The following is a 24,974-nucleotide window of genomic DNA, read 5'->3' as shown; positions in this document are numbered from 1 at the left end:
GATCCTTCAGTGCGCGCGAGTCGCAAGCCGATACAGGCCGCGCGCCGCGGCATCCAGCAGAAAGCCCAGGATGCCGATCATCAAGACCGTCGCGGTCAGTTCGGAATAGGCCAGCCGGTCGCGGGTGTCGAGGATGAAGTAGCCGAGGCCCGCCGATACGCCGAGCATTTCACAGGGCACCAGGACGATCCAGACGATGCCGATGGCCAGCCGCAGGCCTGTCAAGACGTGCGCCAGGATGCCCGGGACTACGATGTGACGCAGCGTCTCCCAGCGCGTGGCCGAGAGACTGGCGGCAAGAGAAAGCCAGCTTGGCTGAAGGCGTCGGACGCCTTCAGCGGTGTTGAGAAGGATTGGCCATATGGCCGCAAAGGTCAGCAGGAAGTAGATCGGCCGGTCGCCGACGCCAAACACCATCACGGCGAGTGGCATCCACGATAACGGCGAGATCATCCGCAGAAACTGAAAAGCCGGCGAAGTTGCTGCGTTCAACAATGAGGATGTCCCGACGGCCAAGCCGAGTGGCACGCCAATCAGAAGGGCAAGACCAAGGCCAACCAGGACACGGCGGAGGCTGACAAGGACATGGATGGACAGGTCGGAGTGGCTTGCAAGCTGGATGAAGCTTGCAACAGCTTCGATTGGCGAAAAATGGCGCAGAAAGCCGCCGGGCTGGGCGAGCACGTCGGTCGCGATCCACCAGACAACGACCAGAACGGCAATGCCGGCGACGCCGATTGATTTCTTGGCAGCAAAGCGAAGCCAGGCAATCGCGTTCGTGGCCTTGGCACCTTGGTCTGCTGTCGCGGACGCCCCACGTGTTTCGGCCGATGTCCAGCTCGCGGTCATGCGACGATCAGCTCCTGCCGCGTGAAGTCGTCCGGCAAGCCGAAGGCCTTCAGCCCACCAGCCGCCAGCACCGCTTTTTTGACAAAGCTGTCGTAGACCAGTTCGCGTCCCGCCGCGACAGGATCGAGGTCGCTGAGGAATGCATGGTCACCTTCGATCAGCGTGGTTTTCAGGCGACGAACCAGCTCCTCAGTGTAGCTCGCGTAAGGATAGGGCTGAAAATCGATCCGCCGTTCCAGCCAGGCAGGGTTGCGGATCGCGCCGGACTGCACATAGGCGGCGTTGTCGCTCTCGGGCGGTGACAGGACTTTCTCCAGCACTGCGGTCGCGTGCGGCGTGTATTTGTTGACGCCGTCCTTGGAAAGCAGCGCTGCCGTTTCCGCCCGGTTCGCGCGTGTCCATAGTTGTGCCTTTACCATGGCGTTGACGACCTTCTGCGACCATTCGGGCCGCTCTCGCAGGTCACGCTCGTGCATGAAGACGACGCAGCACGCATGGTCTTTCCAGACATCGCCCGTGAACCGCAGCACCTTGCCGATTCCGAGCGTCTCCGCGGCGGCGTTGAACGGTTCGGCCACGATGTAGCCGGTGATCTGATTTGAGGCGAGTGCGGGTACCATGTCGGACGGCGCCATCACGACGAGCTGGACTTCGTTGGCGGCGGGCTGCGCGTCGCGCCGCGCCACCGGTGTCAGGCCGTTCTCGCGAAAGAGCGCCTGCAGCACGACATTGTGGATCGAGTACCAGAACGGAATGGCGACGGTCTTGCCTCCCAACTCCTTCACGCTGTTGATCTCGGGCCGAACTGTCAGCGCGGAGCCGCCAGTATGGTTCCAGGCGACGACCTTCGCAGGCGCCTTGCTGCCAAAGCGCGCCCAGACCGTGATCGGCGACAGCAAGTGCACCACATTGACCTGCCCGGATATGAAGGCTTCCAGGATTTGCGCCCAGCTTCGCAGCAGCACCGGCTTTGCCACCTGCAGCCCTTCTGCCTCGAAATAGCCCTTGCCATGAGCAACCAGCAGCGGCGTCGCGTCGGTGATCGGCAGATAGCCAATCCGCACCGGCGCGTCTTTCTCCTGCGCGCGGGCCTCATAGGTGCGCAGCAGCGGCAGCGCGCCGCCCGCCGTCAAGATGGCAGACAGCTTCAACAGGTCGCGACGCGAGAAATCGTCTTCAAACAACATCTGTATTGTCTCTCTCTAGTGGGTGCGGATCGCGCGGTGCAGGGCGCCGACGATTTCAACCCGGATCGCACCGAGCTCCCTAACGTAATCCTCTCGGGGCTTTGGCAGGTCGATGCTCCATTCGCCGATCAGGCGGGCAGGGGATCGGCCGAGCAGGAGGATGCGATCCGAGACCAAGAGCGCCTCGTCGATATCGTGGGTGACGAGGACGGTGGCGGTCCGGAAATCGCGCACGATCTTCAGCAGCAGATGCTGCATCTCCGTTCGCGTCACTTCGTCGAGTGCGCCAAATGGCTCATCGAGCAGCAGGATATCCGGCTTGCGGGTCAGGCAGCGCGCCAGCGCGGCGCGCTGCGCCATGCCGCCGGAGAGCTGATCCGGAAAATGATGCCGCGCCTGGGACAAGCCGACCTCGCTGATCGCGCTGTCGACGCGGCTTGTTCGCTCGGATCGCGACAACCGCGGCTGATGCTTGAAGTCGAGCCCGAATGCCACGTTGCGTTCGAGCGTCAGCCACGGAAGCAGAGTCGGGTCCTGAAAGGCGATGGCGAGGCGCGGATGTGGGCCGCGCAATGGAGCGCCATGCACGGCTATCGTTCCATTTGTCGGCGGCTGCAGGCCGGCCAGGATGCGCAGCAAGCTCGATTTGCCGGCGCCGCTCGGCCCGAGAACACTGACCGTCTCGCCCGATTTCAAGTCAATGTCGAAGTCCTCGATCACGTTGCGGCCGGCACCGGGATAGCGGAGGGCGATGGCGCTGGCTTGAAGAATCGGTTCGCCGCTCATGCGATTTCGCGTGCCCGTGTTGGCTGTTCCTGTGCCTCGATCGCGGCCTTTAACTGGACGAGACTGGGCGTGACGACCGGAATGAACGCGCTTTCGCGCAGGCGACGCTGGTAGCCTTCGCCCGGGCTGGACAGATAGGCCTTGCCGCCGGTGGCGCCGAGCTCAAGCTCAAGAGCCTCGCTGACGATCTTGGCCAATCGGATGCGCAGACGAAACAGCAAGATCGGCTGGTCGACAAACAGTGGCCCGTTGACCTGCGAGAGCAGTCGCGCCTCAAGATCGTGCAGCTCCGCCGCCAATCTCTCGATCGGAGCCATCAGGACGCCGCGGCCGCTACCGATCTGGCGTTGAGCTTCCGAAAGCGAGCGGCGCGCCAGTCCGATCGACATGCCACATTGCAATCCCAGAAAAGCCGGGCGCACCTGCAGAAGCCATTCGCTGGCATTGGCATGGATGATGCGATCTTCGCCGATTACCGCGCGCCCAATCTTGATGGCCGCAGTGTTGGTGGCGCGCATAGCCATGAGGTCAAGATCCCCGGAGCGTTCCACGCCATCATCGTCGGAGGACAGGCTGATCACGAAGGCGGGCCGGCGATCGCCACCCCGCACCGCCGCGGCGACGTCGAACCCTTCCTTCCGCAGATTGGTCACCCATGGCAGTTTGCCCTCGATCTGGATCGACTGACCGTGCTGCGCGGCTCTAAGCTGGAGCTCCTCAAGTCCATTGAGGAACTTCATGGCGTTCGACAGGCCGGTGGCGCCCGCCCGATGGCCCGCCAGCAAGTCTGGTAATAGCCGTTCCCGCAACGCTCCGTTCGGGCTCTGCAGCAGATATTCGATAAAGGTGCGGTGCCCCCAGAACACGAAGCCTGCTGCGAGGGACCGTGCGGACACCGCCGCGATCGCGCCAATTGCAGCCGCTACATCCGCTCCGGATCCGCCGAACTGAGTGGGCACTCCGATTTTGAACAGGCCGGCCCCGCCGAGCTTTGGCAGAAGGGACGATGCGCCCTCCGACTTGACGTCCAGTTCGAGGGCGTTGCCGTCCAGCCAGCGGCCGAGATCGGCCGGAAGAATCGCATCAATCATGCCGCTCATCGCTACTCGGCGGCCTCCGCCGGCGCCGGATCCCAAGCATACGGTGCGAGTTCCGGATTGAGCGTGGGCTGGCCAAGATTGTTGCTGAAATTGCACAATGTCGCCAAGCTGACGCCGAGGACGACTTCGAGCGCGCTGGCTTCGCTGAAGCCTGCCGCGAGGAATGCTTTGAGTTCAGTATCGTGGACATTGCCGCGGGTTCGAATGACCGCCTTCGTGAACTGCGCGACGGCATTCAGCCGTGCGTCGGGAACCGGATCGCCATTGCGCAATGCGCTGACGACATCCTCGTTCAATCCGATCTTCTTGTAGGCGATCGCGGTATGACCTGCGACGCAGAAGCCGCAACCATGCGTTGCCGCGGCGGTGATCTGAACCGCCTCGCGTTCCGCAGGGCTAAGTCCGCCTCGTACGCTGATCGCAGTGAGCGTCTGATAGGCCTCAAGCGCGACGGGAGCATTGGCGAGCAGGCGGACGAGATTTGGGAGAAAGCCGTTATTGCTTTGCGCCGCCTCCAAGCGGGGCTTTGCGGCCTCAGGCGCATTGTCAATCGTGCGGAGTGACAAACGAGACATCTACGAAATCTCCGGTACAGGCTTGATTGGGTCGCGCCCAACATTGGCGCGATCGTTGCTGCCTTTTTTCTATGCATTGAGGATTTCGTTGAACAGATGCTCGGAAAAAGAAGGCTAATCGTTTGCCTTATCGGGCAGCTAGGGAAATGATTTGCTGCGCGAGAGCCGCGCCGTGGAAGCTGAGTCCCGGATCAACTTTGGCAATCGCCGGCTTGGTCCGATCTTTCGTTTGGAATTCGGATGCTTCAGATCCTCACTGGCCATCCGACGTGGGCGCGGCGAGCACGTCACTTCATGGGAACTTGCCCGTGCGCTGGCAAAGGTTCGCGCCTGACGTCGCATCATGAGCTGATGCGGCTCGCCTGGCTCAATGTCGCTTCGCCATGGATTCCATCTGCGTCCCATCCAGCGCATTCAAAATGGCGTTGATCCCAACGAGCAGATGCTCAATTTCGTCCTGCTCATTCAAACCGCGCTCTTCTTGTAGCCGCTCCAGGAGCTGCTGCTTTCGCGCAAGGAGTTCGGCAACAGTTGGCTTCATTGCGACTCTCCCTAGAAATTGGCGGCTTGTGCAACGAACCGGCCCTCATGTGGTTCGCCGGCATCAGCCGTTATCGAGCCCTCTAAGATAGCGCCGACCGAGGCGGGAAACTTTTCCTTTTGAAGACCGGCGGGAGCATGTTCATTTTGCAGGACTGATAGATCCACGCAAAAAGCAAACCGTCCGGCGGGGTGCCTCCTGCATATCGCCACCGATCGCCCTTGTTTGCGCGGCGCGCCGCAGAGCCGAAGCAATCGCCCGCGTCGGATTGAGGTGGCGGCATCATCTCGAACCAATTCTTGACGGCCTCAGGCCGCAAGGCGGGACGGTCTCTACATTCTGTTCGCCCGCCGCACCACGATCGTGTCCGTCGTTGCGCGCCTTCGCCTGAGTGCCGTGGTGGCGCGAAGCCGCCGCTTGAGAGTTGCATCCACGGCACGGAAATCTTCATCGCGATCCGCTCCCGGTCTCGGCGAAAAAGGCGAGAAGCCGGGTAGAAACAAATCCCGGATTCTCGTCCGGAAGCCAATGTCCCGTTTCAGGAGCAACACCACCGCGCACGTCATCAGCCACTTCCTTGGCCATCGCGATTTCCTTGGCGCCGTTGCTGCGCTCACCGGCGAGCGCCAGGACCGGCATCTTGAGTTTCCGCTTCTGGAATTCCCTGAATCGAGGCTCGTCTTCCGGAAAGGCGCGATAGAGCTCAAAGCCTGCGCGCAGGCCGCCCGGCGCCGCATAGGCCCGCGCGTAAACTGCGAGATCTTTATCGGCTATGGGTGCGGCAAGCCGTTTCTTGTAAAAATCGGAAATGTACGGGTATTCGCGTCCTGCGACGAGCATCTCAGCGACGTCGCGTTGCTGGTGCAGGCCGAAGTGCCAAATGTCCGGGTCTGGCTTATGGATCAGTTCGTCCCATACCCGTGTGCCTGGCAGCGGCACATCGAGCATCGCCAGCCTTGCGACCTCATCCGGCCACTGCGCCGCATAGGCGTAGGCGACCATCACTACGATATCGCGCCCGACGAGGTTGATCCTTCCCACGCCCAATTGTTGCACGAGTGCGCGGACATCCGCGGCCATTGTCGCCTTGTCGTAACCGGCAAGCGGCTTTTCCGAGTCGCCGGCGCCGCGGTAGTCAACCGCGACGACTCGATAGCCCGCGTCCGCCAGAGCGGGCATGACGCGCCGCCACGTGTACCAGGTCTGCGGCCACCCATGTAGAAGCACAACCAGATCGCCACCCGGCGGGCCGCCAATCACGTAATGCAGTCGCACGCCGTTGGCCTCGGCAAAGCGATGAGCAAAGACCTGATCGAAATTGGCCGGCAGTCCGGTACGGGCCGCGAGAGGCGGCGGTGTCTCCTGCGCGAACGCTGAAGACGCGGGGAGGCCGACCGGCCCGATGAGGGCCAAGAGACCGGCGATCAACATATCTCCGATCACGGACATCTCCCTGTGCAGCCCAGAGACAAATGCGCCTCGTCGCAGTTCACGCGCATGAGCCAATGCTTCCATGGGCGGGTCAACGTTCGATTTGCAGGACTTCGTGAACGGCCGTCTTGGTGTTCACGTTCGGCATTCCGTCTGAGTGGAGGTCTCCGGCCGCCACATGCAGGGCGCGGACGACTCCTGCGCGAGGCCGTGGTGTGCGACTTGCATCCGCGGCAGGTTATCCCCTGGCCCAATGCCCGGATCATAGCTTGCGCACCCCGGAACGTCTTGATGCGCGTCAGGCGGCGGCGGAACTCTGATTGTGCTGCTGACTCGGTTTCGTGATGCCATGCAGCGCCCGCCCGGTGGATGGCGACTGGCGCGCCAAATCGCCGAGCGAGACGATGCCGACGAGGCGCTTGTTTCGGCTCATGACAGGCAACCGCCGCACCTGGATCTCACTCATATTGGCGCAGACGTGAGCGACGTCCTCGTCCTCGAAGCAATATTTCACGCCTTCCGTCATCGCGTCGCGAACCTTGGCGTCGGGGCCCTTGCCCTCCGCAATGCACCGCACTGCAATGTCGCGATCGGTGATCATGCCGACGAGCCGGTCACCCTCGGCGACCGGAAGGACGCCGCAATCGCAAGCCTTCATCGACTTGGCCGCGTGCTGCAATGTGTCGTTTGGACTTGCAAGTTTCGCGTCGCGTGTCATTACCTCGCTGATCTTCATGGTTCGTCTCCTATGCGTGTGCGAACACCAGCTCAACGGGGCCGGTGCCTGCACGTTCCCGGCCAGGCAATCGTCCATGCGAGGCAGGTAGAGCCGAGGCCATTTATCTCTCCGCGGCGAGCATTGCCCGCGCAGTCACGACAGCTTTAGGAACAACCAAAGCTTGGGCGGCGTTTGGCATCACGCGGCTCCCTCGGATGGGACTAAACCGCAGCTCTGCTGTCCTTCTGGCCGGGAGTGGGTTGGGATAGCTGCGCCAGCCGAAAATGGGATTTTGGCGCGTTCACTGGCAAACAATCGGCGGCGTCGTGAGCGAGAACTCCCATGCAGGAAGCCGGACTTCGCAATTTCACCATCAATTTCGGCCCCCAGCATCCTGCTGCGCACGGGGTGCTTCGCCTTGTGCTGGAACTTGACGGCGAGGTGGTCCGGCGCGTCGATCCGCACATCGGCCTGCTTCATCGCGGCACCGAAAAACTGATCGAACACAAGACCTATTTGCAATCGATCGGGTATTTCGACCGGCTCGACTATGTCGCGCCGATGAACCAGGAGCATGCGTTCTGCCTCGCAGTGGAAAAGCTCCTCGGCATCGAAGTGCCGCGACGTGGTCAATTGATCCGCGTGCTCTACTGTGAAATTGGACGCCTGCTTTCGCATCTTCTCAACATTACGACCCAGGCGATGGATGTCGGCGCGCTCACCCCGCCGCTGTGGGGATTCGAAGAGCGCGAGAAGCTGATGGTGTTCTACGAACGCGCGTCCGGCGCGCGCATGCACGCAAATTACTTCCGCGTCGGCGGCGTGCGTCAAGATCTAACCCCGAAACTGATTGACGACATCGAAGCCTTCTGTGATCCCTTCCTGCGCGTGGTTGACGATCTGGATCGGCTGCTGACGGGCCTTCGCATCTTCAAGCAGCGGAACGTCGATGTCGGCAGGGTGACGCTGAAGCAGGCCTGGGAGTGGGGCTTTTCCGGCGTGATGGTGCGCGGCTCGGGCGCGGCCTGGGACCTGCGCAAGGCGCAGCCCTATGAATGCTATCCCGAAATGGAGTTCGACATTCCGATCGGCAAGAACGGTGACTGTTACGACCGCTATCTCGTCCGCATGGAAGAAATGCGGCAGTCGATACGTATCATGAGACAGTGCATCGCAAAACTCCGTGCTCCTGACGGGCAGGGGCCGGTCGCGGTCCAGGACAACAAGATCTTCCCCCCGCGGCGCGGCGAGATGAAACGCTCCATGGAGGCCTTGATCCACCATTTCAAACTTTACACGGAGGGCTTTCACGTGCCGGCCGGCGAAGTCTATGCTGCGGTCGAGGCTCCCAAGGGCGAGTTCGGCGTCTATCTGGTCTCGGATGGCACGAACCAACCCTACAGGTGCAAGATCCGCGCGCCATCGTTCGCACATCTGCAGGCGATGGACTTGCTCAGCCGCGGGCACCTGCTCGCCGATGTCTCGGCGATCATCGGTTCGCTGGACATCGTGTTTGGGGAGATCGATCGATAAGGTGCGAAAGGAGAGCGCCATGCCGCAGATCCAAACCGACAAGCAGGCAGTCACCCAGATTACCATTATCGAAGCTGAACCCGAAAAGCAGGCCGAAGCATTGTCGCTCATGCGCGAGCGCGCTCGCTTCATGCAACGGCAACCGGGCTTCATCTCGATCAGCCTGCATCGCAGCCTTGATGGGCGCCGTATCGTCAATTACATTCAATGGGAAAACCGTGATCTGCTGCGCGCCGCGCACCAGTCACCCGAATTTCGCAAGGTCTGGGGCGAGTTTGGAAAGCTCACCGACGATATCGATCCTCATCTGTACGAGGTCGCCGAAATCCTCGCCGACAAGCAGTGAGCCGGCGCTCGATGCGCGAGAGTGGAACGCCGCAGCTCTTATCACGGACCCCCAATGAGGGCGGAACAGCGCAGGACCGGACTGCCGAGCGCGCATGAACATTCGCAGCGTCTTTTCAATCACAGCACGTGCCGCCGTCATGGCGGGACTATTTGCATTTGCGTTCTCGCCGCTGCACGGCCTCGCTCAGGACAGCTCAGTTCTGACCTATCACGGCGACAACAGCCGAAGCGGCCGGTACGTGGTTCCCGGGTTGTCCTGGGAGAATGCCAGATCTGTCGAGTTGGATCGCGCGTTCGACGCTCGCGTCGCGGGCTCGATGTACGCCCAGCCGCTTTACTGGCGTCCTCCCGGAACGAACACCGGGATGGTGTTCGTGGCGACGGAGGACAATATCGTTCAGGCCTTCGATGCGATGACCGGGAGGGAATTATGGAGGCGCCTCGTGGGGCGCCCCGTGCGAGCCTCGTCATTGCCATGCGGGAACATCAATCCGCTTGGCATCACCGGCACTCCGGTGATCGACCCTGCGACGGCGGCCATCTATTTCGATGCAGCCGTGGAGCGGGAAAACGGCGCGCATCACGAGGTGTTCGCACTTTCGACGAAGGATGGCAGCGTCCTTCCGGGCTGGCCGATCGATATTGCCGACGCCCTGCAAAGGTTGGGGCGGCAGTTCGATCCGCGGGTGCAAAATCAGCGTGCCGCGCTTACACTTCTTGATGGGACAATCTACGTCGCCTTCGGCGGCCATTTCGGGGATTGCGGCAACTATCATGGCTGGGTGGTCGGAATTTCGCTGCAGGATCAGGGCAAGCTCGTCAGCTTCGAGACCCGTGCGCGGGGAGGTGGCACCTGGTCGCCTGGCGGACTGAGTGTCGTAGGCCACGACATCTATTTTGCGACCGGAAACACCCTCGGCGCGTCGAGTTGGAACGACGGCGAAAGCGTGTTTCGGGTTGGAGCCGACCTGCGGCGCAGCGAAGACAAGAGGAATTATTTTGCGCCGTCAGATTGGAAGGCGCTCGATGCCCGAGACGCGGATCTGGGAGGCAGCAATCCACTTCCTCTCGACGTTCCCGGCGCGGGCGGCGGTCGTGCTCTGATCCTGGCGCTGGGAAAGGATGGCAAGGCCTATCTTCTTGATCGAAACGATCTCGGCGGGATTGGCGGCCAGCTTGCTGCCGAAACAGTATCGCGGTCGTGGATCATCACCTCACCGACAGCTTACGCAGTCGGGGATGATGTCTTTGTTGCTTTTCAAGCCCCCGGGACGCATTGCCCGCAACCGGGCCGCGGTCACGATCTGATAGTCGTGAAGATTGCAGCAGGACCACCACTGATGCTGACGACTGCGTGGTGCGGTGCGCTCCGCGGCCGTGGCTCCCCTGTTGCGACCACCACCGACGGGCATTCCAATCCGACAGTGTGGATGCTTGGCGCCGAAGGCGATGATCGGCTGCACGCGTTTCGCGGCGATACGGGCGAGGAAATTTTTGCAAGCGAGCCATTGAGCGGTCTCCGACGCTTTCAAACGGTGATCGCGACGCAGGACCGCCTCTATGTCGGCGCAGATGGGCGCATTTACGCTTTCAGGTTTTGAAGGTGATGCGGAATACAGGTGGTTGAATCTGACTTTTTGGCGTGAGCTTGCGCCAGGCAGTCGCCGATCTCGATCAAGCATGGAAGGAATCGGATGTTCATCCGGATTCAAGTGGCGCTTGAAGTGGAGGCGGCGTGAGGCCAAGCGGCCATTGCACCTGTTGGAATCACCTCCATACCCCCGAAATCTGCGCCGGCGATCCAGGCTCTTATGGTGCTGTCCGGCGTTGATAACAGGAGAGGAACTGGCTCCTCCGCAGGTTGTTGGAAATGGTGTCTGGGGCGCGGGCGTTGGGGTGTTGCGAGCGGGAGCGGTCCAAAGCTCGCCAGCACCTAATCGGGCCAGCAATGACAAGCAATGGAGGGTTGTCCAATGTGTGACTACAGCATGCATGCTGTCCAAGCGCGTCCGGCAAAGGCCGGGGATGTGCTGGTCACGAGCGAATTCCCGAATACTGCCACGCGTGGGTTCTCCGCTGTCGGGGAGCCGGAAGTTGCCGTATGCCTGTTGCCCGGAACCGAGCTTGCCTTCAGCGAGGACGTCGTCTGCAATCATCCGTTTGCACAGTTGTTACCGAGAATGCGGTTTGGCAGCACTGGGGCGCGGCTGGCGCGCTTTCGGAAGGTCCATCAGCGAGTGAGGGACACGCATCACGACGCGCTGGAATTTGAGAACGGCAGGGTCGTTCTACTTGCAATGCTGCGCGTTGGCCAAAGGGCAACAGTGCTGCAGCTTCCCGCGAAGGACAGTGCCAATCGGAAACCCTCGAAGCTGGGAGAACCGTCGGCGGCCGATGCCGCATAGGAGCACGTTTATGCAGATCGACAATTTCAACGGCATGTACACTGCCGAGTTGCAGGAGCTGGTCAGTGTCGAAGAGCAGCTTGAGCATGCACTGGTCCGGACGGCGAGGGCATCGTCGCACGCCTCATTGAGGGCCGTGCTTGAGCAGCACCAGCGAGAGACAATTGTACAAGGCGAACGGCTCCGCTCGATCCTGAAGAAGCACGGAGCCAGCCCAAAGCTGCATGCGGATCAAGCCATGCAAGCGCTCATCAACGAGACCGAAAAGATGTGCACGATCGTGACACACGACAATGTTCGCGACGCGGGCATCATCGCTTCCGCGCAGAGGCTCGAGCATTATGAAATTGCGGCCTAGGGCACCGCAGCCGCGCTCGCGGGCCAGCTCGAATTTCGCGAGGATCAGCATCTGCTGCACAACAGCCTTGAGCAGGAAAAGCGGGCGGACGAATTGCTCACGACGCTTGCAAAGACCGAGGTCAATCGCGACGCGAATGCGTAAGGCTGCGCGCCGAAGTAGCACCTCTCCAAAATGGAACGCGCTTTGATACATCGGCAGCAAGGCGCTGGAGCCGGCTCGCTGCGGGCGCGCGCGTCATCGGATCGCCAATGAGCGGCGCAGACATGCCGGCGAGAAAGGGCAAAGCTGAACTTTCCCAGGCAGTCGGCGAGCGGGTAGAGCCAGAAATCTGGATGGCCAGAACCAGTCCAAAAACGTCTCGCGCGACATGGTGGTGAACCGTTCAACACTAGGGGTACCCGCGTCCGCTCGGTTCAATCGAACGCTCCGATGCAATTTTCCGACTTAGGCTTACATCCGTCGCCAGGGGGGCAGTGACGAAGGGATGGGCCGAATGTTGCCAGAGCACGCCCCGGCATCGCCCCGCAAAGCACTTTCGCTGCTGGCGAGCGAGTCCGACGGGCCAACGCGCAAGCGACTGCGACGGAACCGGATCGTTGCTACGACCATGCTCGTCGGCATGGGGGTGATATTCGCCTTGACACGTTTGGTTCCGGAGCCCGGTTTCGGGACGCTGCTCATCCGATCCGGTGCCGAGGCGGGCATGGTTGGCGGTCTTGCCGATTGGTTCGCGGTGACGGCCTTGTTCCGACGCCCGCTGGGGCTCCCTATCCCCCACACCGCAATTATCCCCAACAACAAGGACAGGATCGGCCGCACCATCGGGCGCTTCATCGAGCGCAATTTTCTCACGACGGATGTGCTTCTGCCGAAGCTGCGCGAAATGCACGTTGGGGCACGATTTGCGGCCTGGCTCGCCGCGCCGAGCACTGCGCCGCTTGTCGCGCACTCGATCACGGCAATGCTTCCCTATCTCATCCATTCACTGAGGAGCCCGGATCTTGGCGAGTTTCTGCAGCGGATCCTGAGCGACCAGTTTCGCCAGGCGGATTTCGCGCCGATGATCGGACGTGGGCTTCGCGTTCTCACCGGCAGCCAGGAGGCGAACATTCTGTTTGAACGGGTCAGCGAGCTCGCGAGCGGCTGGCTCGAAAAGAACCGCGACCAAATCGACAAGCTTGTAGCCGATCGCAGCCGCTGGTGGATTCCGAAGGCGATCGATCGCCGGATTGCAGCCGCTATCGTCAATGGTATCACGGAGTTGCTCAATGGATTGTCTCGGCCGGAGAGTGAGGTCTCCTCTAGGTTTCGTGAGGCACTCACGTCGGCAATCGACGAAATGATCAACTCGGCGGAGCAGCGTGAGAAGATAAATGAGGGCATGAGGCGCCTGCTGGCTCATCCCGAGACGCAGGATTGGGTCAGGTCGGTTTGGAACGAAATCTGCCAGGCGACGCTCGACGATCTGGCGCGACCCTCATCGAGGCTGCGGGTGGCGTTGGAAAAGCCGGTTTCGATCGTCGCCGAGGCGCTGGGGGCGGACGCCGCGATGCAGCGACACATCGACGAGGTCGTGGAGGACTTGTCCGACTCCGTTATCGCGTGGCGCAGCGAGATCGGCTCGTTTTTCGCGGAGGTCGTGCGAAATTGGGATACGCGCACCCTTTCGGATCGCCTCGAGCTCGTGGTGGGGAGCGATCTGCAATATATCAGGATGAACGGCACGATCGTCGGAGCTTGTGCAGGCTGTCTCATCTTCATGGTCACGTGGTTGTTGGGGTAGGCGGACAAATCATCGATGGGCTCCAAGTTTTGCCACGTCTCTGGCCGACATTGGCCTCGTGATCAGTAGTGGAAGGATACCGTTCGCATGACCCCTACTGCTTACATTGCGCACCAGGTTGCCGGGCGAACTCGATTGCGCGTGCCGGAGAAGCGCGGCGACGACCATTACTTCGAAACGGTCAGGCAAAAACTGTCCGTCAATTCCGCTGTCGAACGGTTGAAGGTGACGCCCGAGACGGCGAGTATTCTGCTTCATCATGCCGGAAGCTTCGCGCCGATCGCGGCTGTCGCAGCCGAATATGAACTGTTCAGGATCGCTGATCGAACGACGGCACCGACGAACCAGTCGAGCCCGCTGAAGGCCTCGGGTCTCGGACCGGCCTCTGCCTTGGACGCGGTTGCGACGGGCCTTTCGGGACTCGCTTTGTTCCAGCTCGCAAGGGGGCAGGCGTTCGGCAGCGCTGTCGAGAATTTCTGGAACTCCTATGGTGCCAAGCAACTCCTGCAGCGCCCGGGGCTGGCCGGCTTGTTTGCCGCAATTGGCGTCTATCAGGTGTTGAGCGGACGTTATCTTGGTTCGGCCGCGTCGCTGTTGTTCTACTCGATGGTCACGCGCAGGCTGGCGTCGTCTGAACGGGAAAAGAGGAGCCACGCGGGCGTGACCTCCGAAGCAACATCAGAAGCGCTCGAGCGGCCGCCGAGGAAGCGGGCGGAGGTCGTCTTCCCGAGGAGATCTTAGTGCGTCGTCCGTGAAAATGAGCCGAGGCCGTTGAGCGGGAATCGGTTTTTGGCGCCGGTTGCGGTTTTGAGATTGCAAGCTTTCGAGGGTTGAGGCCTCGAAAGCTTGCAATTTCGTTTTCGAGATCCCTCGAATCGCCGGGCATGATTCTGTGGTCGCAGCGGAGGGGACCGATGCGACCGAAAAAGTCGGAACCGACAGCGGAAGGCGATCTGTTTCGCGCCAGGCTGGATCAGATCATCAATCTGAAGCACGAGCTGGTGCAGCTCGGCGCCAAGATCGACTGGGATTGGATCGATCGCGAGATCGCACCGCTCTACAGCGACAAGGGCCGGCCGGGCGTGGCGAGCCGCTTCCTGATCGGGCTGCTGCTGCTCAAGCACATCTACGGCTTGTCCGACGAAGGCGTCTGCGAGCGCTGGGTCTACGACCCGTATTTCCAGCACTTCACCGGCTTTGAATTTTTCCAGCATGAGTTCCCGCACGAGCGTTCCGGCCTCAGCCATTGGCGCAAGCGGCTTGGTAGCAAACTGGAGCTGTTGCTGGCCGAGAGCCTGAGGGTAGCGCATGAGACTGGCGCGTTGCGGACGCGCGATCTGAAGCGGGTGACGGTGGACACCACCGTTCAGCCCAAGGCCATCACCTTCCCGACCGACGCCAAGCTCGTCCATGCGGCGATCAAGGGCCTCAATCGGCTGGCACGCGCGCACGGCGTGCGGCTGCGGCAGTCCTATCTGCGTATCGCCAAGCGGGCGGCGATGATGGCCGGGCGCTATGCCCACGCCAAGCAGTTCAAGCGCCATCGTCGGCAATTGCGCAGCTTGCGAACCTGGCTCGGCCGGCTTATCCGCGACATCCGCCGTAAGATCGGAGGTCAGTCGGAGCTTGAGGCTGCCTTCGAGCAGGCGCTTTTGCGCGCCGCGCAAATCCGCTCCCAGGAGCAGCGCCAGCGTGGCTGGAAGCTCTATTCCTTCCACGCGCCCGAGGTCGAATGCATCGGCAAGGGCAAGGCCTCGGCGCCTTATGAGTTCGGCGTCAAAGCCTCGATCGTGACCACTAACGCCCGCGCTCCGGGCGGCCAGTTTGTGCTGCACGCCCAGGCGCTGCCGGGCAACCCATATGACGGCCACACGCTCGGTGACGTCATCGAGGCCACCGAGAAGCTCACCGGTTGCGCGATCGAGCGCGGCTATGTCGACAAGGGCTATCGCGGCCACAAAACCGAAAACCCGCGCCGCGTCTTCATCTCCGGCCAGAAGCGGGGCGTCTTCGGCGCAATCAAACGCGAGCTCAAGCGCCGCTCAGCCATCGAGCCCGTGATCGGACACATGAAGACCGACGGTCAACTCGGCCGCTGCTATCTCAAGGGCCGCGAGGGCGATGCGGCCAACGTCATCCTCTCTGCCGTCGGCCACAATCTCCGCCTCGTCCTCGCCTGGCTTAGCCTTCTGCTACGCTTGATCTTGAACGCCTTGATGCGACTGCTCGCCGCCCCAACCGCGCTCAAATCGGCTTCTTAACGGACGACTAGTGCGCAACACCGGAACTCGGCCGACCGGTTCAGCGAGTCAACGACGCTCGCCTAGCGGCGGATCGCGACGGGTGCGCAGGCCTGAGGCGTCTTGAGGCTTCGCCACCGCCCAACGTGTGGACGGCAGTCCGTTGCAGAAGCCGTTCCGCCGGGTCGGTCGGGCGTGCTGCGTCTGAATCCATGCGCACGCCCGCCGCCAAATCCCGGCCTTGAGCTTGGTACGCCGATGCCGTTCCCGCTTCGGCAAGTGCACGATTGCCGAGATATGGCAGCACGCCGCCGGCGATCATGGCTGTAAGGTCGAGCGCACCGATCGGCGCGACGCCAAGGATGCTGCGAAGGCCGGGAACGAACATTGCCAGACCCTGGAGCAGCAGCGATCCCCCTACAATTCCAAGCAGGGCCGCGTTGGATGGCATCGGCCCGCCGTTGCCTCTGTCGGCGTAGGTGAGCGCGTGCAGGAGCTGCCCCGTGACCAGGCTTCCGAATGTCATCGTCCTCGCCTGCGGGGAAGCGATGCCATAGCGCGTGGCTCCGATCAGCCCGGCTCCAAAACTGCCGGCCGTAATCAGCCCGGCTTCCCTCGCGAGCCGCCCGAAATCGGAAGTCTTCAGGATCGGTTCGTCCGCGGCGTGAGGGGCGCGATCCAAGACTCTCGGATCCGGCTCACCCATGGCGAGTCCAATGCCGGGAAATACATCGGAGACCAGATTGATCCAAAGCAGTTGCACGGGGCTCAATATCTCGCCGGCACCTGCAGCAGTCGAGGCCAGCACCGTCAGGACCTCGCTCGTGTTGGTGCTCAATATATAATGCACCGCCTTTCGGACATTGACATAAGTAGAACGGCCGCACGCGACGGCGACCGGCAGCATTCCGAGCTGGTCGTTCGCGAAAAAGATGTCGGCGACTTCGCGAGCGGCAGATTCCTCGTTGCGTCCAATTGCGATGCCGACGTTTGCGGCGCGCAACGCCGGGCTATCGTTGATGCCGTCGCCGACCATCGCAACGACTGCCCCGGCGTGTTGCAGAGACTGCACGATCCTCAGCTTCTGGGTCGGCGTGATGCGCGCAAACGCATGGGCGCGCCTTGCCGCGCGCACAAGCTCCGCTGTATCGAGACGGTCGAGCTCGACGGCATCGATCACCTCAATGGGAGCATCACCGCTCAACCCGACTTCACTGGCGATCGTGTACGCGGTCCGGCGCTGGTCGCCTGTTAGCATCACGGTGTGAATGCCTGCGCGATGAAGCTGCGGCATCAGGTCCCGGACATCGGAGCGAAGCGGGTCGGAAAGAGCCGCAAGACCGAGCCATACGAGATCCGCAACCTCGGCCGGATCGAGCTCCCCACTTCCGCGGGATTTCCGCCCCTCAAAAAAGGCTACGCCGAGCACGCGCAAGCCCTTCTCCGCGAGCTGCTGGTTGATGCCTTCGATGGCATTTTTCCGCTCGGGCGTCAGACGCCTGCGCCGTCCATTTGGTGACAGCTCCCACCGGCAACGCGCGAGCACGTCCGCCGGACTGCCCTTCATGGCGATGAGGAAACCTCGCGGCGCGTGATGGCAGGTCACCATGAAGCGGTAGGCCTCGGTGCGACGCTGAACCGAGTAGCGCGGGTGATCACGCCGCAGTTGGGTCACGTCAATGCCCATTGCGAGCGCCCCTTCGATCAATGCCACTTCCGTGCTGGACCGCCTCGCTTCGAAACGCTGCCGGGCATCACGAACCTCTGCATCGCTGCACAGGCTGGCGATCGAGAGCAGCCGTTGCAGGCGCCGCATGTCGCTCTTGCCCGCATATTCGCCGCCGCGATCGGTCCAGACGCCGTCGGAGCTGCGCCAGACATGATCGCCGATGGCAACCGAATCGAGAGACATTGCGCCGTGGGTCAGCGTGCCCGTCTTGTCGAAGCAGATCACGTTCGCGGCGGCGAGCGTCTCGATCGCATCGAGCCGCCGCACCAGGATGCCGCGCCGGCGCATGTTTTCGACACCCAGGGCGAGCGTCGTGGTCGCCACCATGGGCAGGCCTTCGGGCACCGCGGCCACGGCCACCGCAAGCGAAGATCGCACGAGTTGCAGGAGCGATAGTCCGCGCAACAGGCCTGCGCCGAAAATGACGCCTGTTGCGGCCGCTGTCGCCCAGAATAACTGGCGCCCCAGTTCGCGCATCTGCCGCAGCGATGGCGTTTCCGGAGATGTGCTGATACCAACCAATTGCTGGATCCGCCCCATCTCCGTGTGCCGGCCGGTGGCCACAACGACCGCCCTCCCGCTGCCGCCTGTCACGATCGTGCCGCGGTAGACCATGTTGCTGCGGTCGCCGAGCGCGGCGGCGGACTCCGCAAGCAAGCCTTCCGATTTCGCGACCGGCTGGCTCTCGCCCGTCAGCGCAGCCTCGCTGACCGTGAGCGCATCGGCACACAGGAGCCTGCCATCGGCCGGAACCACGGAGCCGCGTTGCAGAACGATCATATCGCCACGAACGATGTTCTGGGTCGGGACTTCGATTTCCATTCCGTCCCGGATGAGCTGCGCGCTTCGCGTGCAAGGCGCACCGAGCTGGCTGATGGTTTGCTCCGTGCGCTTCTCCACCCCGAAGCCGATCGCAGCGTTCAGTCCGACAACCGCGAGAATAGCGCCGGCCTCGAGCAGTCCGCCGGTGGCCAGAGACAACACGGCCGCGCCGGCGAGCATGGCAACCGGAAGCCCCTGGAACTGTTCCATCAGGATGGACCAATCCGTGCGGCCAGCGGTGCGAGGAATGGCATTCGGCCCATCGCTCTCAAGCCGCTGCTGAGCCTCCTGCGGCGAAAGTCCCTTCAGGGGTGATGTGCAAACCGCCTCGGCAACTTCGGCCGGCTCCATGGCGTGCCATTGATGTGCGGCGGACTCGTCCTCGCGATCCAACTGGACCTCACCCCTCCGCAGCGCGTCGATGTGGCCGGCAAGCCCGTGCACCGCCGTGTCCTCGTCATGGAGGACGAGAACATTTCCGGTGCGTGAGCTCGCCGACGCCTGGGTGACGCCCGGGAATAGCATAAGGCCACGCTCGATGGTGCGAGCAAGCGACGGCTCATCCCGCAATCCAGCGACCCGAAACCTCACGCGGCCCCGAACGGCCGTGTGGACGGGCGTGACGTCGCTGGGCATCATCGTGGAATCGCGCACCGTCGACATGCCGTACCGAACTGCAGAAGGATCGCCTTGTGACGAGCTCTTCAGCCGGCGCAGGAATACCCCCGGCAGACCGCACCCGTCCGCCGCGCGCGCCGGCCGCTCTCAGCAAAATCAGCGAAGTCAGGCGTGCTGTGGCCGTCCCTCTTCCGCTTCTGGGCCACCTTCCACAGTATGCCCCGCCTCGGCGAGTTCGGAACGCGCCTCCGCGACGAGATCGCTTGTCTGCTCGTTCAATTCGGCGAACGCAACGCGCCCCTGGTCATAGGCGACGAGCCCGGCTTTGAGCAGAGATTTGGCGATCGGACGCAGCACCGGGGTGATCACCGGTGCAACCACGGCGGCGCCGATCCCGATAGCCAGACCTGTCACGATGTTACCGCCTTTGAATAGATCTTCAAAAGCACTCATTGCACGCTCCTTCTGCCCGCTGGGGTTCACAACCACTTGGCCTAACGCGAGAGAGTAAGGAATGTTACAACTGTATGAATTTACATAGGACAGCAAAGTTCGAGCCTTGGAAAATCACGCATGGGTGATGCGACAGATTAAATCCCAGTGCGCGATTGCTTCGAGATTCGTCGGCCAGCGACCGAGATCAAACCCGCTCGGATCAAGAACGTGCTTGAAGGACCGGCTCCGCACGGACGCTCTTATTTGGCGGAGACAGCGACGAGCGGCTTTTGATCTGCGGCGCGGCGCTGGGCTTCGCTCCTTGCAGCCTGAATTAAGCCGTCAACAACGCACTCGATGAGTTGCGTGCCGATCTGCCTGGTGCTGATCGCAACCATGAGCTTCAGCACATGTGCAAGCATCAGGGTACCGGACAGTCCACTTGCATGACCCGGGCGATGAGGGGCCGACTGCATTAGCGCTTGCATATCCAATCCCAGAAGCTGCCGGTGTCGTGCCGTCAGTTCGAAGCCTTTCCGGCATTCGATGATCAGGCTGGCCGTGAGCGGGCTTAGTTGCAAGCCGAGGACGTGTGGATGTTCCAGGAGATGCTGCTTGAGGTTCACAAGATCGGCGCGAGACTCCGGAGTCTTCCCCGAAGCCTTGGCGAGCTTGATTCGAATACGCGTGGGAGTCCGATGGGCCACGAAAGCCCGCGCCGGTGCACACATGATCGAGCGTCCCTTCCTTGGCCGATGCCGGGTGAGGGTGCTTTAAAGCATCTAGGTGACGAAGCTTGTGTGACAGACTTGCCAGTTCCCGATCACCGGAGCCCGTTTCCATGAGATCAGTGTTCGTGATTTGGGCGGTTAGGGGACAAGGGCTCGGCCCCCAAGCGCGCATGTGCCGCCACAGGTGCGCAGGCGCAGGTTGATGCGGTTGCGTTCGATCAGGTCCTGCGGCGGTCGCGGACTGCACGGTTCGCAAAGCCGGATTTGGTCCCGACCACACCAAAGCATCGAGGCGAGCGCCGCTGGCAAGCTCCGGCCACGCATCGGTTCAGCCGAGGACGACGGCAATGAGCGGCATCAGGTCTCGATGTCTCGCGATCGGGGTGGGGGCGCCCTCAAGCTCCGCGCCCATTCGGTCGTGCCAGAAGGCCGGTAGCCCGACGCGCGCGGTTCCGAACAGGTCGTAGGGCGAGCCGGCGACAAAGAGGGAGCGCTCCGGCGCGACCCCTAATTCCTCAAGCGCAAGGTTGTAGGGATGGGGATCGGGCTTGTAGAAGCCCGCCCGCTCAGCCGTGACGACCACCTCGAACGGGACCCCGATTCGACCGACGGCGATGCGCCCCAGCTTCTCGGAGCAATTGGTCACGACGCCGAGCGGCACGCCGGCTTCGCGAAGCTTGGTCAGGACGCCCGTAACGCCGGGCCAGGGCTTCAGCTCACTATATCGTGCAGCGAGAGCATCGGCGCGGCCCGAGGGCAGCCCGACCCGGTCGGCTGCTTCGCGAACGATGTCCTCATAGGGACGGTAAGGGCCTGTGCCGTAGGTCATCCTGAGATATTCGGCACGCCAGGAGCGGCCGGCGGCTTCGCTGCCGGGGACCGCGTTCCAGAGAGACCAGCTATCAAGGAGAGCGGTCAGTAAGTCAAACAGGACGGCGTCGTAGTGTCTGGACATTGTCGAGGCTGGGCTGCGTCAGACGGAAATGAGGGCATATGGCAGGCCTGACGGCTTCTGCACGTGTCTGGCGACGTTGTACACGGGCGCGCCGGCGGGCGTGCGCCCTTCATATCTTCCGCGATGCGCGTGACCGTGCACGACGGCGCTCACCTTGAAACGGTCAATCGTCTCCGCAAGGCGCGAACATCCAAGGAAAGGATAGATCTCTAGCGGTTCACCCTCCACCGTTTCCGCGATCGGCGCATAGTGCAGGACTACAACGGCGCGCTCACTATTCACGGTGCGCATGATGTTTTCCAGCCGCATCGCCTCGCTCATTGCCTCGGCGACGAAGGTTTTGATCGCCGGTTCGCCGAAAGAGCTCAACATCCGTGGCCCAAATCCGCCGGCAAAACCCTTCACGCCGATAAATGCCACGCCATTGACCTCCGCAGCGTGGCCATCCAGCAGGCGCACACCGGCATCACAAAGAATCCGCCTTACCTGATCGGCATGTCCTGACTCGTAGTCATGATTGCCGAGAACACCGATGACCGGAATCGTGCAGGCGCGCAACTCCTCCGAGAGGAGCGCGGCCTGGGCGGGCGTGCCGGTATCGGTAAGATCGCCGCAAAGCACGAGGGCGCCCGCGCGCTTTGAGACCTCGCCGAATAGTTCGCGAAGGGAACCCGGGTGATCGTCTTTGACGTGGAGATCGCCGATGCTGGCAAATGTGAACGAGTTGGTGTCAGCCGTCATTGTCGCATTCGCCTTCGACGTCCAGAAATCCCCACGCTTCGATGGCGCTCCGATAATCGGAGCTCGACAACAATCGGCCGCGGCATAGTCGGTCTCCGGGTGGTGGATGTTCGCGCTGTCGTCTTAATCGCTTGAGAAGTTCATCAAGCAGCCAGGCTGGGATCGCATCGCGCTCGCTGGGATAGATCCAGCGGAAGCTGAGCACGTGACAAAGCAGGACCTCCCAATGCGCGTCCATGTACGCAAGCAGGCGCTGCCAATCGATGTCGTCGCGCTGCTTCAATATGACATTGGCGATATCACAGCCATCATGGCGCTGCCGTTTCTGGACGAAGACTTTGGACCAAATAAGCTCGGTCGGGCTGATCAAGGGCACGCAAAGCCCAAGCACACGACCCTGTCGCGCCTGGGTAAACCACTGTTCTTGGACCGGCACCGCGCCATTGCTCGAGTCAAAGATGATATCGACGAAATCATTGCCGTGATGGATCTTGCCGATCCAGCGCTCGTCCACCGTTGATGCAGTGCGGCCGTCGTGCTCAAGGCAGGCAAGCAGGCGGGGAAATTCACGCGCGGTCGTGAAAATGTCGAGATCCTTTGTGGGACGGCGTGCACCGGTATAGATGTTCACAGCGTAGCCGCCACCCACGAGGAACGGCAGGCGCGCTTCGAGCAAATCCGAAAGAACCTCCTCATAGAATCGCTCCGCTTGCATAAGGCGCGCGAGCCTGTACGCGTCGACCTCGGCCGAGGAGTCGGCACGCGGCGTCGGGTTATGACAATCTCGCGCATGCATCGATGTCACCATTGCCTGCTTCTGTTCCAATCGGCGCGGACGATAGAAGTTCCCTTCCGTCGGCCGCTCGGCCGCGCGGAAGAGGCGCCGGTTCAATTGAACGGACGCTGTCAGGTGGTGCGGCCAAGACAGATGCCCATCCGCTATTGCCATTCGCCCTTGATCAGCGGACCGATCGGATGCTCGCGTGGCGACGTCTTGAGCTGGCGGAAAATGTCGGCATTGCGGGCCGTCTCGTGTTCGGTCTCGATATCGACCGCATAGGCGCGTTCGGGATAGGCGCGCTCGGGATCGGTGCGCGCGCCGACCAGGATGAACTCAGCGCCTTCGTAGTCGAGAAGGTGCGGTCCTCCGATGCAAAGCGGCGGCCTCGGAATTCCTGCTCGAGCGGTTTGGGGTAGTGCGCCTCTTGCCGCTCCGACAATCCCGCGCCGGGCGGCGAGCCGGCCTCAGGGTTCTTGATGGACAGTATGTAAGCGGCCTGGCGTTCAATATTCAGCTCCTCTTGGACCTGGCCGGGCCGCTGCGGCAGTTCAAGTTCATAGGTCAGGTGAAGACTGCGGTCGCGCTTGAGCAGCGCATACACTCCTTCGCCTGCGGGCCTGACCGGCGGCAGGGTGCGCTCGCCGCGGGTCTTGGTCGTATAATGATGCCCATGGAATTCGTCCTCGACGGCGGGACCGGACTTGACTGCCTCGATGAAACCCCAGATGCGTTCGTGGTCGCGTGCCTCGGGCAGCCGCTTGCGCCCGAGGACTGCCATACGAAGCCGGGCCTGTCCTTCCGGCCTCATCACCATGTAAAAGCGCTGGACGTCAGCCAGGCCTTCGGCGCTATCTTCCTCGATCGGCGGTCGGTAGGCAAAATAGATGTCGCCTTTTTCGACGATCTCCCCCGAAACCTCGGCCTGAGGGCGCCTTCGTCGCACAGACACCATGTCGCGACCACTCGTGCTCGCTGTCTTCTGTCGTGGACTGCTCAACAGAATGCGGACGCAGGGGTTCCTGGGTTCCGGCTGACGGCGCTGGTGTCGTGCAAGCCTCGCGAAAGACCGGGTGAAGCCTATAGGACATTCTCGCTGGCATGGTGCCGAAATAGCGGAATAGGTCGTCACGCCGGAATGCGTGGCCGGGCCTATTTTAGGTCTCGGTAGCCGCCAGACAGTACAAACCCTGATTGTGGAAGGGGCGCTGACCGCAGGAATTCGACGCGTGAGATCGCGTCGGCAAGACTGCTACCGGTATTAGGGCCTACTCCGCAATTGCTTGCGGCTTGCAGGAAAGAGGATTGCAGCCTCGGTCGCCATACGCAAGGTCCCGACGAGCACGCCCAGCCTCGCGAGCGTTCCCCATATCTTTGGACCGCGATAATTGCCGGCCGACCGCCAGATGCCACGGAAAATGAGCACAAACCAGCCGAGCGAGAGCGAATAAACAACTGGTGGGAGCGCCGCGCTTGCGCGATCCTGCCTTGCGGCCGTGTAAGCGCGCCAGAGGAGCAGGCCGAACATCGCATTTCCTCCGACGCCCCAGATCCAGGCCCGGAGGTCCTCGAAAGCTCCTCAGCGCCCGAGCCGCAACACGGCTGGCTAGGACGTCAATGCAAGGGGAGCAGGTCTCGTTCCGCGCGGAGGGTCCCAACCTCGCCTTCGGCAAGAGTTAAAATCTGGTCGCATTAGCCCGTGAGCCCGTGGCATAGCCGGTCCGACTGATTAGCTACGGATGGGATGAGATGAATGCCGCCAGCCGGAGTAGTCGGAGACATGACCGAGTGTGTATTTTGCAAGATCGTCCGCGGCGAGGTTCCGTCCACAAGAGTCTATGAGGACGAAGATTATCTCGCCTTCCTCGACATTCGCCCGCAATCCCCGGGTCACACACTGGTAATCCCCAAGCGCCACGTTCGCTGGGTCTGGGACGTCCCGAATGCCGGCGCATATTTCGAAGTGGTATGGAAGATCGCGCGGGCGATGCAAAAGGCGTTCTGCCCGGAGATACACGCGAGCATTCTGGGCGAGGAAGTGCCGCATGCCCACATTTGGCTCTATCCGGCTCCAGGCGAGGTCGTCGGCGATCCGAAAGATTTTCAATCGAACGCGAAAAGGATTCGCGACGCACTTGGGGTGTCGTAGCTAACAGTCTGATCGCATCAGCGCTAGGGCGGGTCGAATTAGCGCGCGGCGTGTCCGTATTGCGACGCAGCTTGTCGGACGCCGCGCCCTAAGTCGTTGGTGCAGCCCGAAGGCGCGGCAGTTGATGCGGTGAAGCAACGTCGGCTTCAGTCCCTTATC

22 protein-coding genes and 1 pseudogene are annotated in these 24,974 nt (G+C 62.0%); 8 read left to right on the top strand and 15 right to left on the bottom strand.

What is annotated here, in order from left to right:
• Positions 1 to 6: 6 nt before the first annotated feature.
• The 8 genes from P6U23_RS24145 to P6U23_RS24110 all read right to left on the bottom strand — a co-directional run bounded on the left by P6U23_RS24145 (position 7) and on the right by P6U23_RS24110 (position 7,205).
• Positions 7 to 849, bottom strand: a complete 843-nt coding sequence (locus tag P6U23_RS24145; protein WP_407175056.1) for an ABC transporter permease — start codon at positions 847 to 849, stop codon at positions 7 to 9.
• Entirely contained in the window at positions 846 to 2,036 is a 1,191-nt protein-coding gene (locus P6U23_RS24140; protein WP_407175055.1) for an ABC transporter substrate-binding protein, read from the bottom strand. The genes P6U23_RS24145 and P6U23_RS24140 overlap by 4 nt, the downstream gene beginning before the upstream one ends.
• A gap of 15 nt (positions 2,037 to 2,051) precedes the next feature.
• Complete coding sequence (locus P6U23_RS24135) at positions 2,052 to 2,822, bottom strand: ABC transporter ATP-binding protein (RefSeq protein ID WP_407175054.1); 771 nt, start codon at positions 2,820 to 2,822, stop codon at positions 2,052 to 2,054.
• Entirely contained in the window at positions 2,819 to 3,913 is a 1,095-nt protein-coding gene (locus tag P6U23_RS24130; protein WP_407175053.1) for an acyl-CoA dehydrogenase family protein, read from the bottom strand. The genes P6U23_RS24135 and P6U23_RS24130 overlap by 4 nt, the downstream gene beginning before the upstream one ends.
• Positions 3,914 to 3,924: 11 nt before the next feature.
• Positions 3,925 to 4,497 carry a carboxymuconolactone decarboxylase family protein gene (locus P6U23_RS24125; protein ID WP_407175052.1) on the bottom strand — a complete coding sequence of 191 codons (573 nt, stop codon included), beginning with the start codon at positions 4,495 to 4,497 and terminating at the stop codon, positions 3,925 to 3,927.
• A 367-nt stretch (positions 4,498 to 4,864) separates the two neighbouring features.
• Positions 4,865 to 5,038: a hypothetical protein gene (locus tag P6U23_RS24120; RefSeq protein WP_407175051.1), complete on the bottom strand. Its 174-nt coding sequence runs from the start codon at positions 5,036 to 5,038 to the stop codon at positions 4,865 to 4,867.
• 447 nt (positions 5,039 to 5,485) lie between these two features.
• On the bottom strand, positions 5,486 to 6,469 hold the full coding sequence (locus P6U23_RS24115; RefSeq protein ID WP_407175050.1) for an alpha/beta fold hydrolase: 984 nt from the start codon (positions 6,467 to 6,469) through the stop codon (positions 5,486 to 5,488).
• Between the two features lie 298 nt (positions 6,470 to 6,767).
• Complete coding sequence (locus tag P6U23_RS24110; protein ID WP_407175049.1) at positions 6,768 to 7,205, bottom strand: CBS domain-containing protein; 438 nt, start codon at positions 7,203 to 7,205, stop codon at positions 6,768 to 6,770.
• Positions 7,206 to 7,529: 324 nt separating this feature from the next.
• Here P6U23_RS24110 and P6U23_RS24105 point away from each other — a divergent pair, with 324 nt between their 5' ends.
• From P6U23_RS24105 to P6U23_RS24075, 7 genes and pseudogenes are all read left to right on the top strand, one after another.
• Positions 7,530 to 8,720, top strand: coding sequence for an NADH-quinone oxidoreductase subunit D (locus P6U23_RS24105; RefSeq protein ID WP_407175048.1), 1,191 nt, complete (start codon positions 7,530 to 7,532; stop codon positions 8,718 to 8,720).
• A 19-nt stretch (positions 8,721 to 8,739) separates the two neighbouring features.
• Positions 8,740 to 9,066, top strand: coding sequence for an antibiotic biosynthesis monooxygenase family protein (locus P6U23_RS24100; RefSeq protein ID WP_407175047.1), 327 nt, complete (start codon positions 8,740 to 8,742; stop codon positions 9,064 to 9,066).
• A gap of 94 nt (positions 9,067 to 9,160) precedes the next feature.
• Positions 9,161 to 10,669, top strand: a complete 1,509-nt coding sequence (locus P6U23_RS24095) for a PQQ-binding-like beta-propeller repeat protein (protein WP_407175046.1) — start codon at positions 9,161 to 9,163, stop codon at positions 10,667 to 10,669.
• Between the two features lie 793 nt (positions 10,670 to 11,462).
• Positions 11,463 to 11,975 (top strand): annotated as a pseudogene (locus P6U23_RS24090) (ferritin-like domain-containing protein).
• Between the two features lie 496 nt (positions 11,976 to 12,471).
• Positions 12,472 to 13,617: a DUF445 domain-containing protein gene (locus P6U23_RS24085; RefSeq protein WP_407175045.1), complete on the top strand. Its 1,146-nt coding sequence runs from the start codon at positions 12,472 to 12,474 to the stop codon at positions 13,615 to 13,617.
• Between the two features lie 87 nt (positions 13,618 to 13,704).
• A complete protein-coding gene (locus P6U23_RS24080) occupies positions 13,705 to 14,358 on the top strand; it encodes a hypothetical protein (RefSeq protein ID WP_407175044.1) in 654 nt (217 codons plus the stop codon).
• 173 nt (positions 14,359 to 14,531) lie between these two features.
• Positions 14,532 to 15,878, top strand: a complete 1,347-nt coding sequence (locus P6U23_RS24075) for an IS5 family transposase (protein ID WP_407175043.1) — start codon at positions 14,532 to 14,534, stop codon at positions 15,876 to 15,878.
• Positions 15,879 to 15,918: 40 nt separating this feature from the next.
• Here the strand turns inward: P6U23_RS24075 and P6U23_RS24070 are convergent, their stop codons facing one another.
• The 7 genes from P6U23_RS24070 to P6U23_RS24040 form a co-directional block, all read right to left on the bottom strand.
• A complete protein-coding gene (locus tag P6U23_RS24070) occupies positions 15,919 to 19,047 on the bottom strand; it encodes an HAD-IC family P-type ATPase (RefSeq protein ID WP_407175042.1) in 3,129 nt (1,042 codons plus the stop codon).
• 144 nt (positions 19,048 to 19,191) lie between these two features.
• Positions 19,192 to 19,479: a DUF5132 domain-containing protein gene (locus P6U23_RS24065; protein ID WP_407175041.1), complete on the bottom strand. Its 288-nt coding sequence runs from the start codon at positions 19,477 to 19,479 to the stop codon at positions 19,192 to 19,194.
• A gap of 242 nt (positions 19,480 to 19,721) precedes the next feature.
• A complete protein-coding gene (locus P6U23_RS24060) occupies positions 19,722 to 20,192 on the bottom strand; it encodes a hypothetical protein (protein ID WP_407175040.1) in 471 nt (156 codons plus the stop codon).
• Between the two features lie 328 nt (positions 20,193 to 20,520).
• On the bottom strand, positions 20,521 to 21,147 hold the full coding sequence (locus tag P6U23_RS24055) for an HAD family hydrolase (RefSeq protein ID WP_407175039.1): 627 nt from the start codon (positions 21,145 to 21,147) through the stop codon (positions 20,521 to 20,523).
• Between the two features lie 18 nt (positions 21,148 to 21,165).
• Positions 21,166 to 21,888 (bottom strand): metallophosphoesterase, encoded by a 723-nt coding sequence (locus tag P6U23_RS24050; protein ID WP_407175038.1) that lies wholly within the window; start codon positions 21,886 to 21,888, stop codon positions 21,166 to 21,168.
• Positions 21,878 to 22,696: a nucleotidyltransferase domain-containing protein gene (locus P6U23_RS24045; RefSeq protein ID WP_407175037.1), complete on the bottom strand. Its 819-nt coding sequence runs from the start codon at positions 22,694 to 22,696 to the stop codon at positions 21,878 to 21,880. The genes P6U23_RS24050 and P6U23_RS24045 overlap by 11 nt, the downstream gene beginning before the upstream one ends.
• Before the next feature lie 151 nt (positions 22,697 to 22,847).
• Positions 22,848 to 23,798 (bottom strand): hypothetical protein, encoded by a 951-nt coding sequence (locus P6U23_RS24040; RefSeq protein WP_407175036.1) that lies wholly within the window; start codon positions 23,796 to 23,798, stop codon positions 22,848 to 22,850.
• A 648-nt stretch (positions 23,799 to 24,446) separates the two neighbouring features.
• Here P6U23_RS24040 and P6U23_RS24035 point away from each other — a divergent pair.
• Positions 24,447 to 24,815, top strand: coding sequence for an HIT family protein (locus P6U23_RS24035; RefSeq protein ID WP_407175035.1), 369 nt, complete (start codon positions 24,447 to 24,449; stop codon positions 24,813 to 24,815).
• The last annotated feature ends 159 nt before the right edge of the window (positions 24,816 to 24,974 follow it).

Origin of the sequence: Bradyrhizobium sp. STM 3562 (assembly GCF_045571435.1) — a bacterium.
Lineage (GTDB): Bacteria > Pseudomonadota > Alphaproteobacteria > Rhizobiales > Xanthobacteraceae > Bradyrhizobium.
The sequence above is the reverse complement of the archived record's forward strand: the minus strand, read 5'-3'. Positions and strand labels throughout refer to the sequence as shown.

Excerpts from the sequence above, each read along its gene's own strand:
- P6U23_RS24125 (WP_407175052.1), bottom strand. The coding sequence starts at position 4,497 with ATGTCTCGTTTGTCACTCCGCACGATTGACAATGCGCCTGAGGCCGCA.
- P6U23_RS24055 (WP_407175039.1), bottom strand. The coding sequence starts at position 21,147 with ATGTCCAGACACTACGACGCCGTCCTGTTTGACTTACTGACCGCTCTC.
- P6U23_RS24135 (WP_407175054.1), bottom strand. The coding sequence starts at position 2,822 with ATGAGCGGCGAACCGATTCTTCAAGCCAGCGCCATCGCCCTCCGCTAT.
- P6U23_RS24140 (WP_407175055.1), bottom strand. The coding sequence starts at position 2,036 with ATGTTGTTTGAAGACGATTTCTCGCGTCGCGACCTGTTGAAGCTGTCT.
- P6U23_RS24115 (WP_407175050.1), bottom strand. The coding sequence starts at position 6,469 with ATGTTGATCGCCGGTCTCTTGGCCCTCATCGGGCCGGTCGGCCTCCCC.
- P6U23_RS24065 (WP_407175041.1), bottom strand. The coding sequence starts at position 19,479 with ATGAGTGCTTTTGAAGATCTATTCAAAGGCGGTAACATCGTGACAGGT.
- P6U23_RS24130 (WP_407175053.1), bottom strand. The coding sequence starts at position 3,913 with ATGATTGATGCGATTCTTCCGGCCGATCTCGGCCGCTGGCTGGACGGC.
- P6U23_RS24145 (WP_407175056.1), bottom strand. The coding sequence starts at position 849 with ATGACCGCGAGCTGGACATCGGCCGAAACACGTGGGGCGTCCGCGACA.
- P6U23_RS24080 (WP_407175044.1), top strand. The coding sequence starts at position 13,705 with ATGACCCCTACTGCTTACATTGCGCACCAGGTTGCCGGGCGAACTCGA.
- P6U23_RS24105 (WP_407175048.1), top strand. The coding sequence starts at position 7,530 with ATGCAGGAAGCCGGACTTCGCAATTTCACCATCAATTTCGGCCCCCAG.
- P6U23_RS24050 (WP_407175038.1), bottom strand. The coding sequence starts at position 21,888 with ATGACGGCTGACACCAACTCGTTCACATTTGCCAGCATCGGCGATCTC.
- P6U23_RS24095 (WP_407175046.1), top strand. The coding sequence starts at position 9,161 with ATGAACATTCGCAGCGTCTTTTCAATCACAGCACGTGCCGCCGTCATG.
- P6U23_RS24035 (WP_407175035.1), top strand. The coding sequence starts at position 24,447 with ATGACCGAGTGTGTATTTTGCAAGATCGTCCGCGGCGAGGTTCCGTCC.
- P6U23_RS24045 (WP_407175037.1), bottom strand. The coding sequence starts at position 22,696 with ATGGTGACATCGATGCATGCGCGAGATTGTCATAACCCGACGCCGCGT.
- P6U23_RS24100 (WP_407175047.1), top strand. The coding sequence starts at position 8,740 with ATGCCGCAGATCCAAACCGACAAGCAGGCAGTCACCCAGATTACCATT.
- P6U23_RS24120 (WP_407175051.1), bottom strand. The coding sequence starts at position 5,038 with ATGAAGCCAACTGTTGCCGAACTCCTTGCGCGAAAGCAGCAGCTCCTG.
- P6U23_RS24075 (WP_407175043.1), top strand. The coding sequence starts at position 14,532 with ATGCGACCGAAAAAGTCGGAACCGACAGCGGAAGGCGATCTGTTTCGC.
- P6U23_RS24070 (WP_407175042.1), bottom strand. The coding sequence starts at position 19,047 with ATGATGCCCAGCGACGTCACGCCCGTCCACACGGCCGTTCGGGGCCGC.
- P6U23_RS24060 (WP_407175040.1), bottom strand. The coding sequence starts at position 20,192 with ATGTGTGCACCGGCGCGGGCTTTCGTGGCCCATCGGACTCCCACGCGT.
- P6U23_RS24110 (WP_407175049.1), bottom strand. The coding sequence starts at position 7,205 with ATGAAGATCAGCGAGGTAATGACACGCGACGCGAAACTTGCAAGTCCA.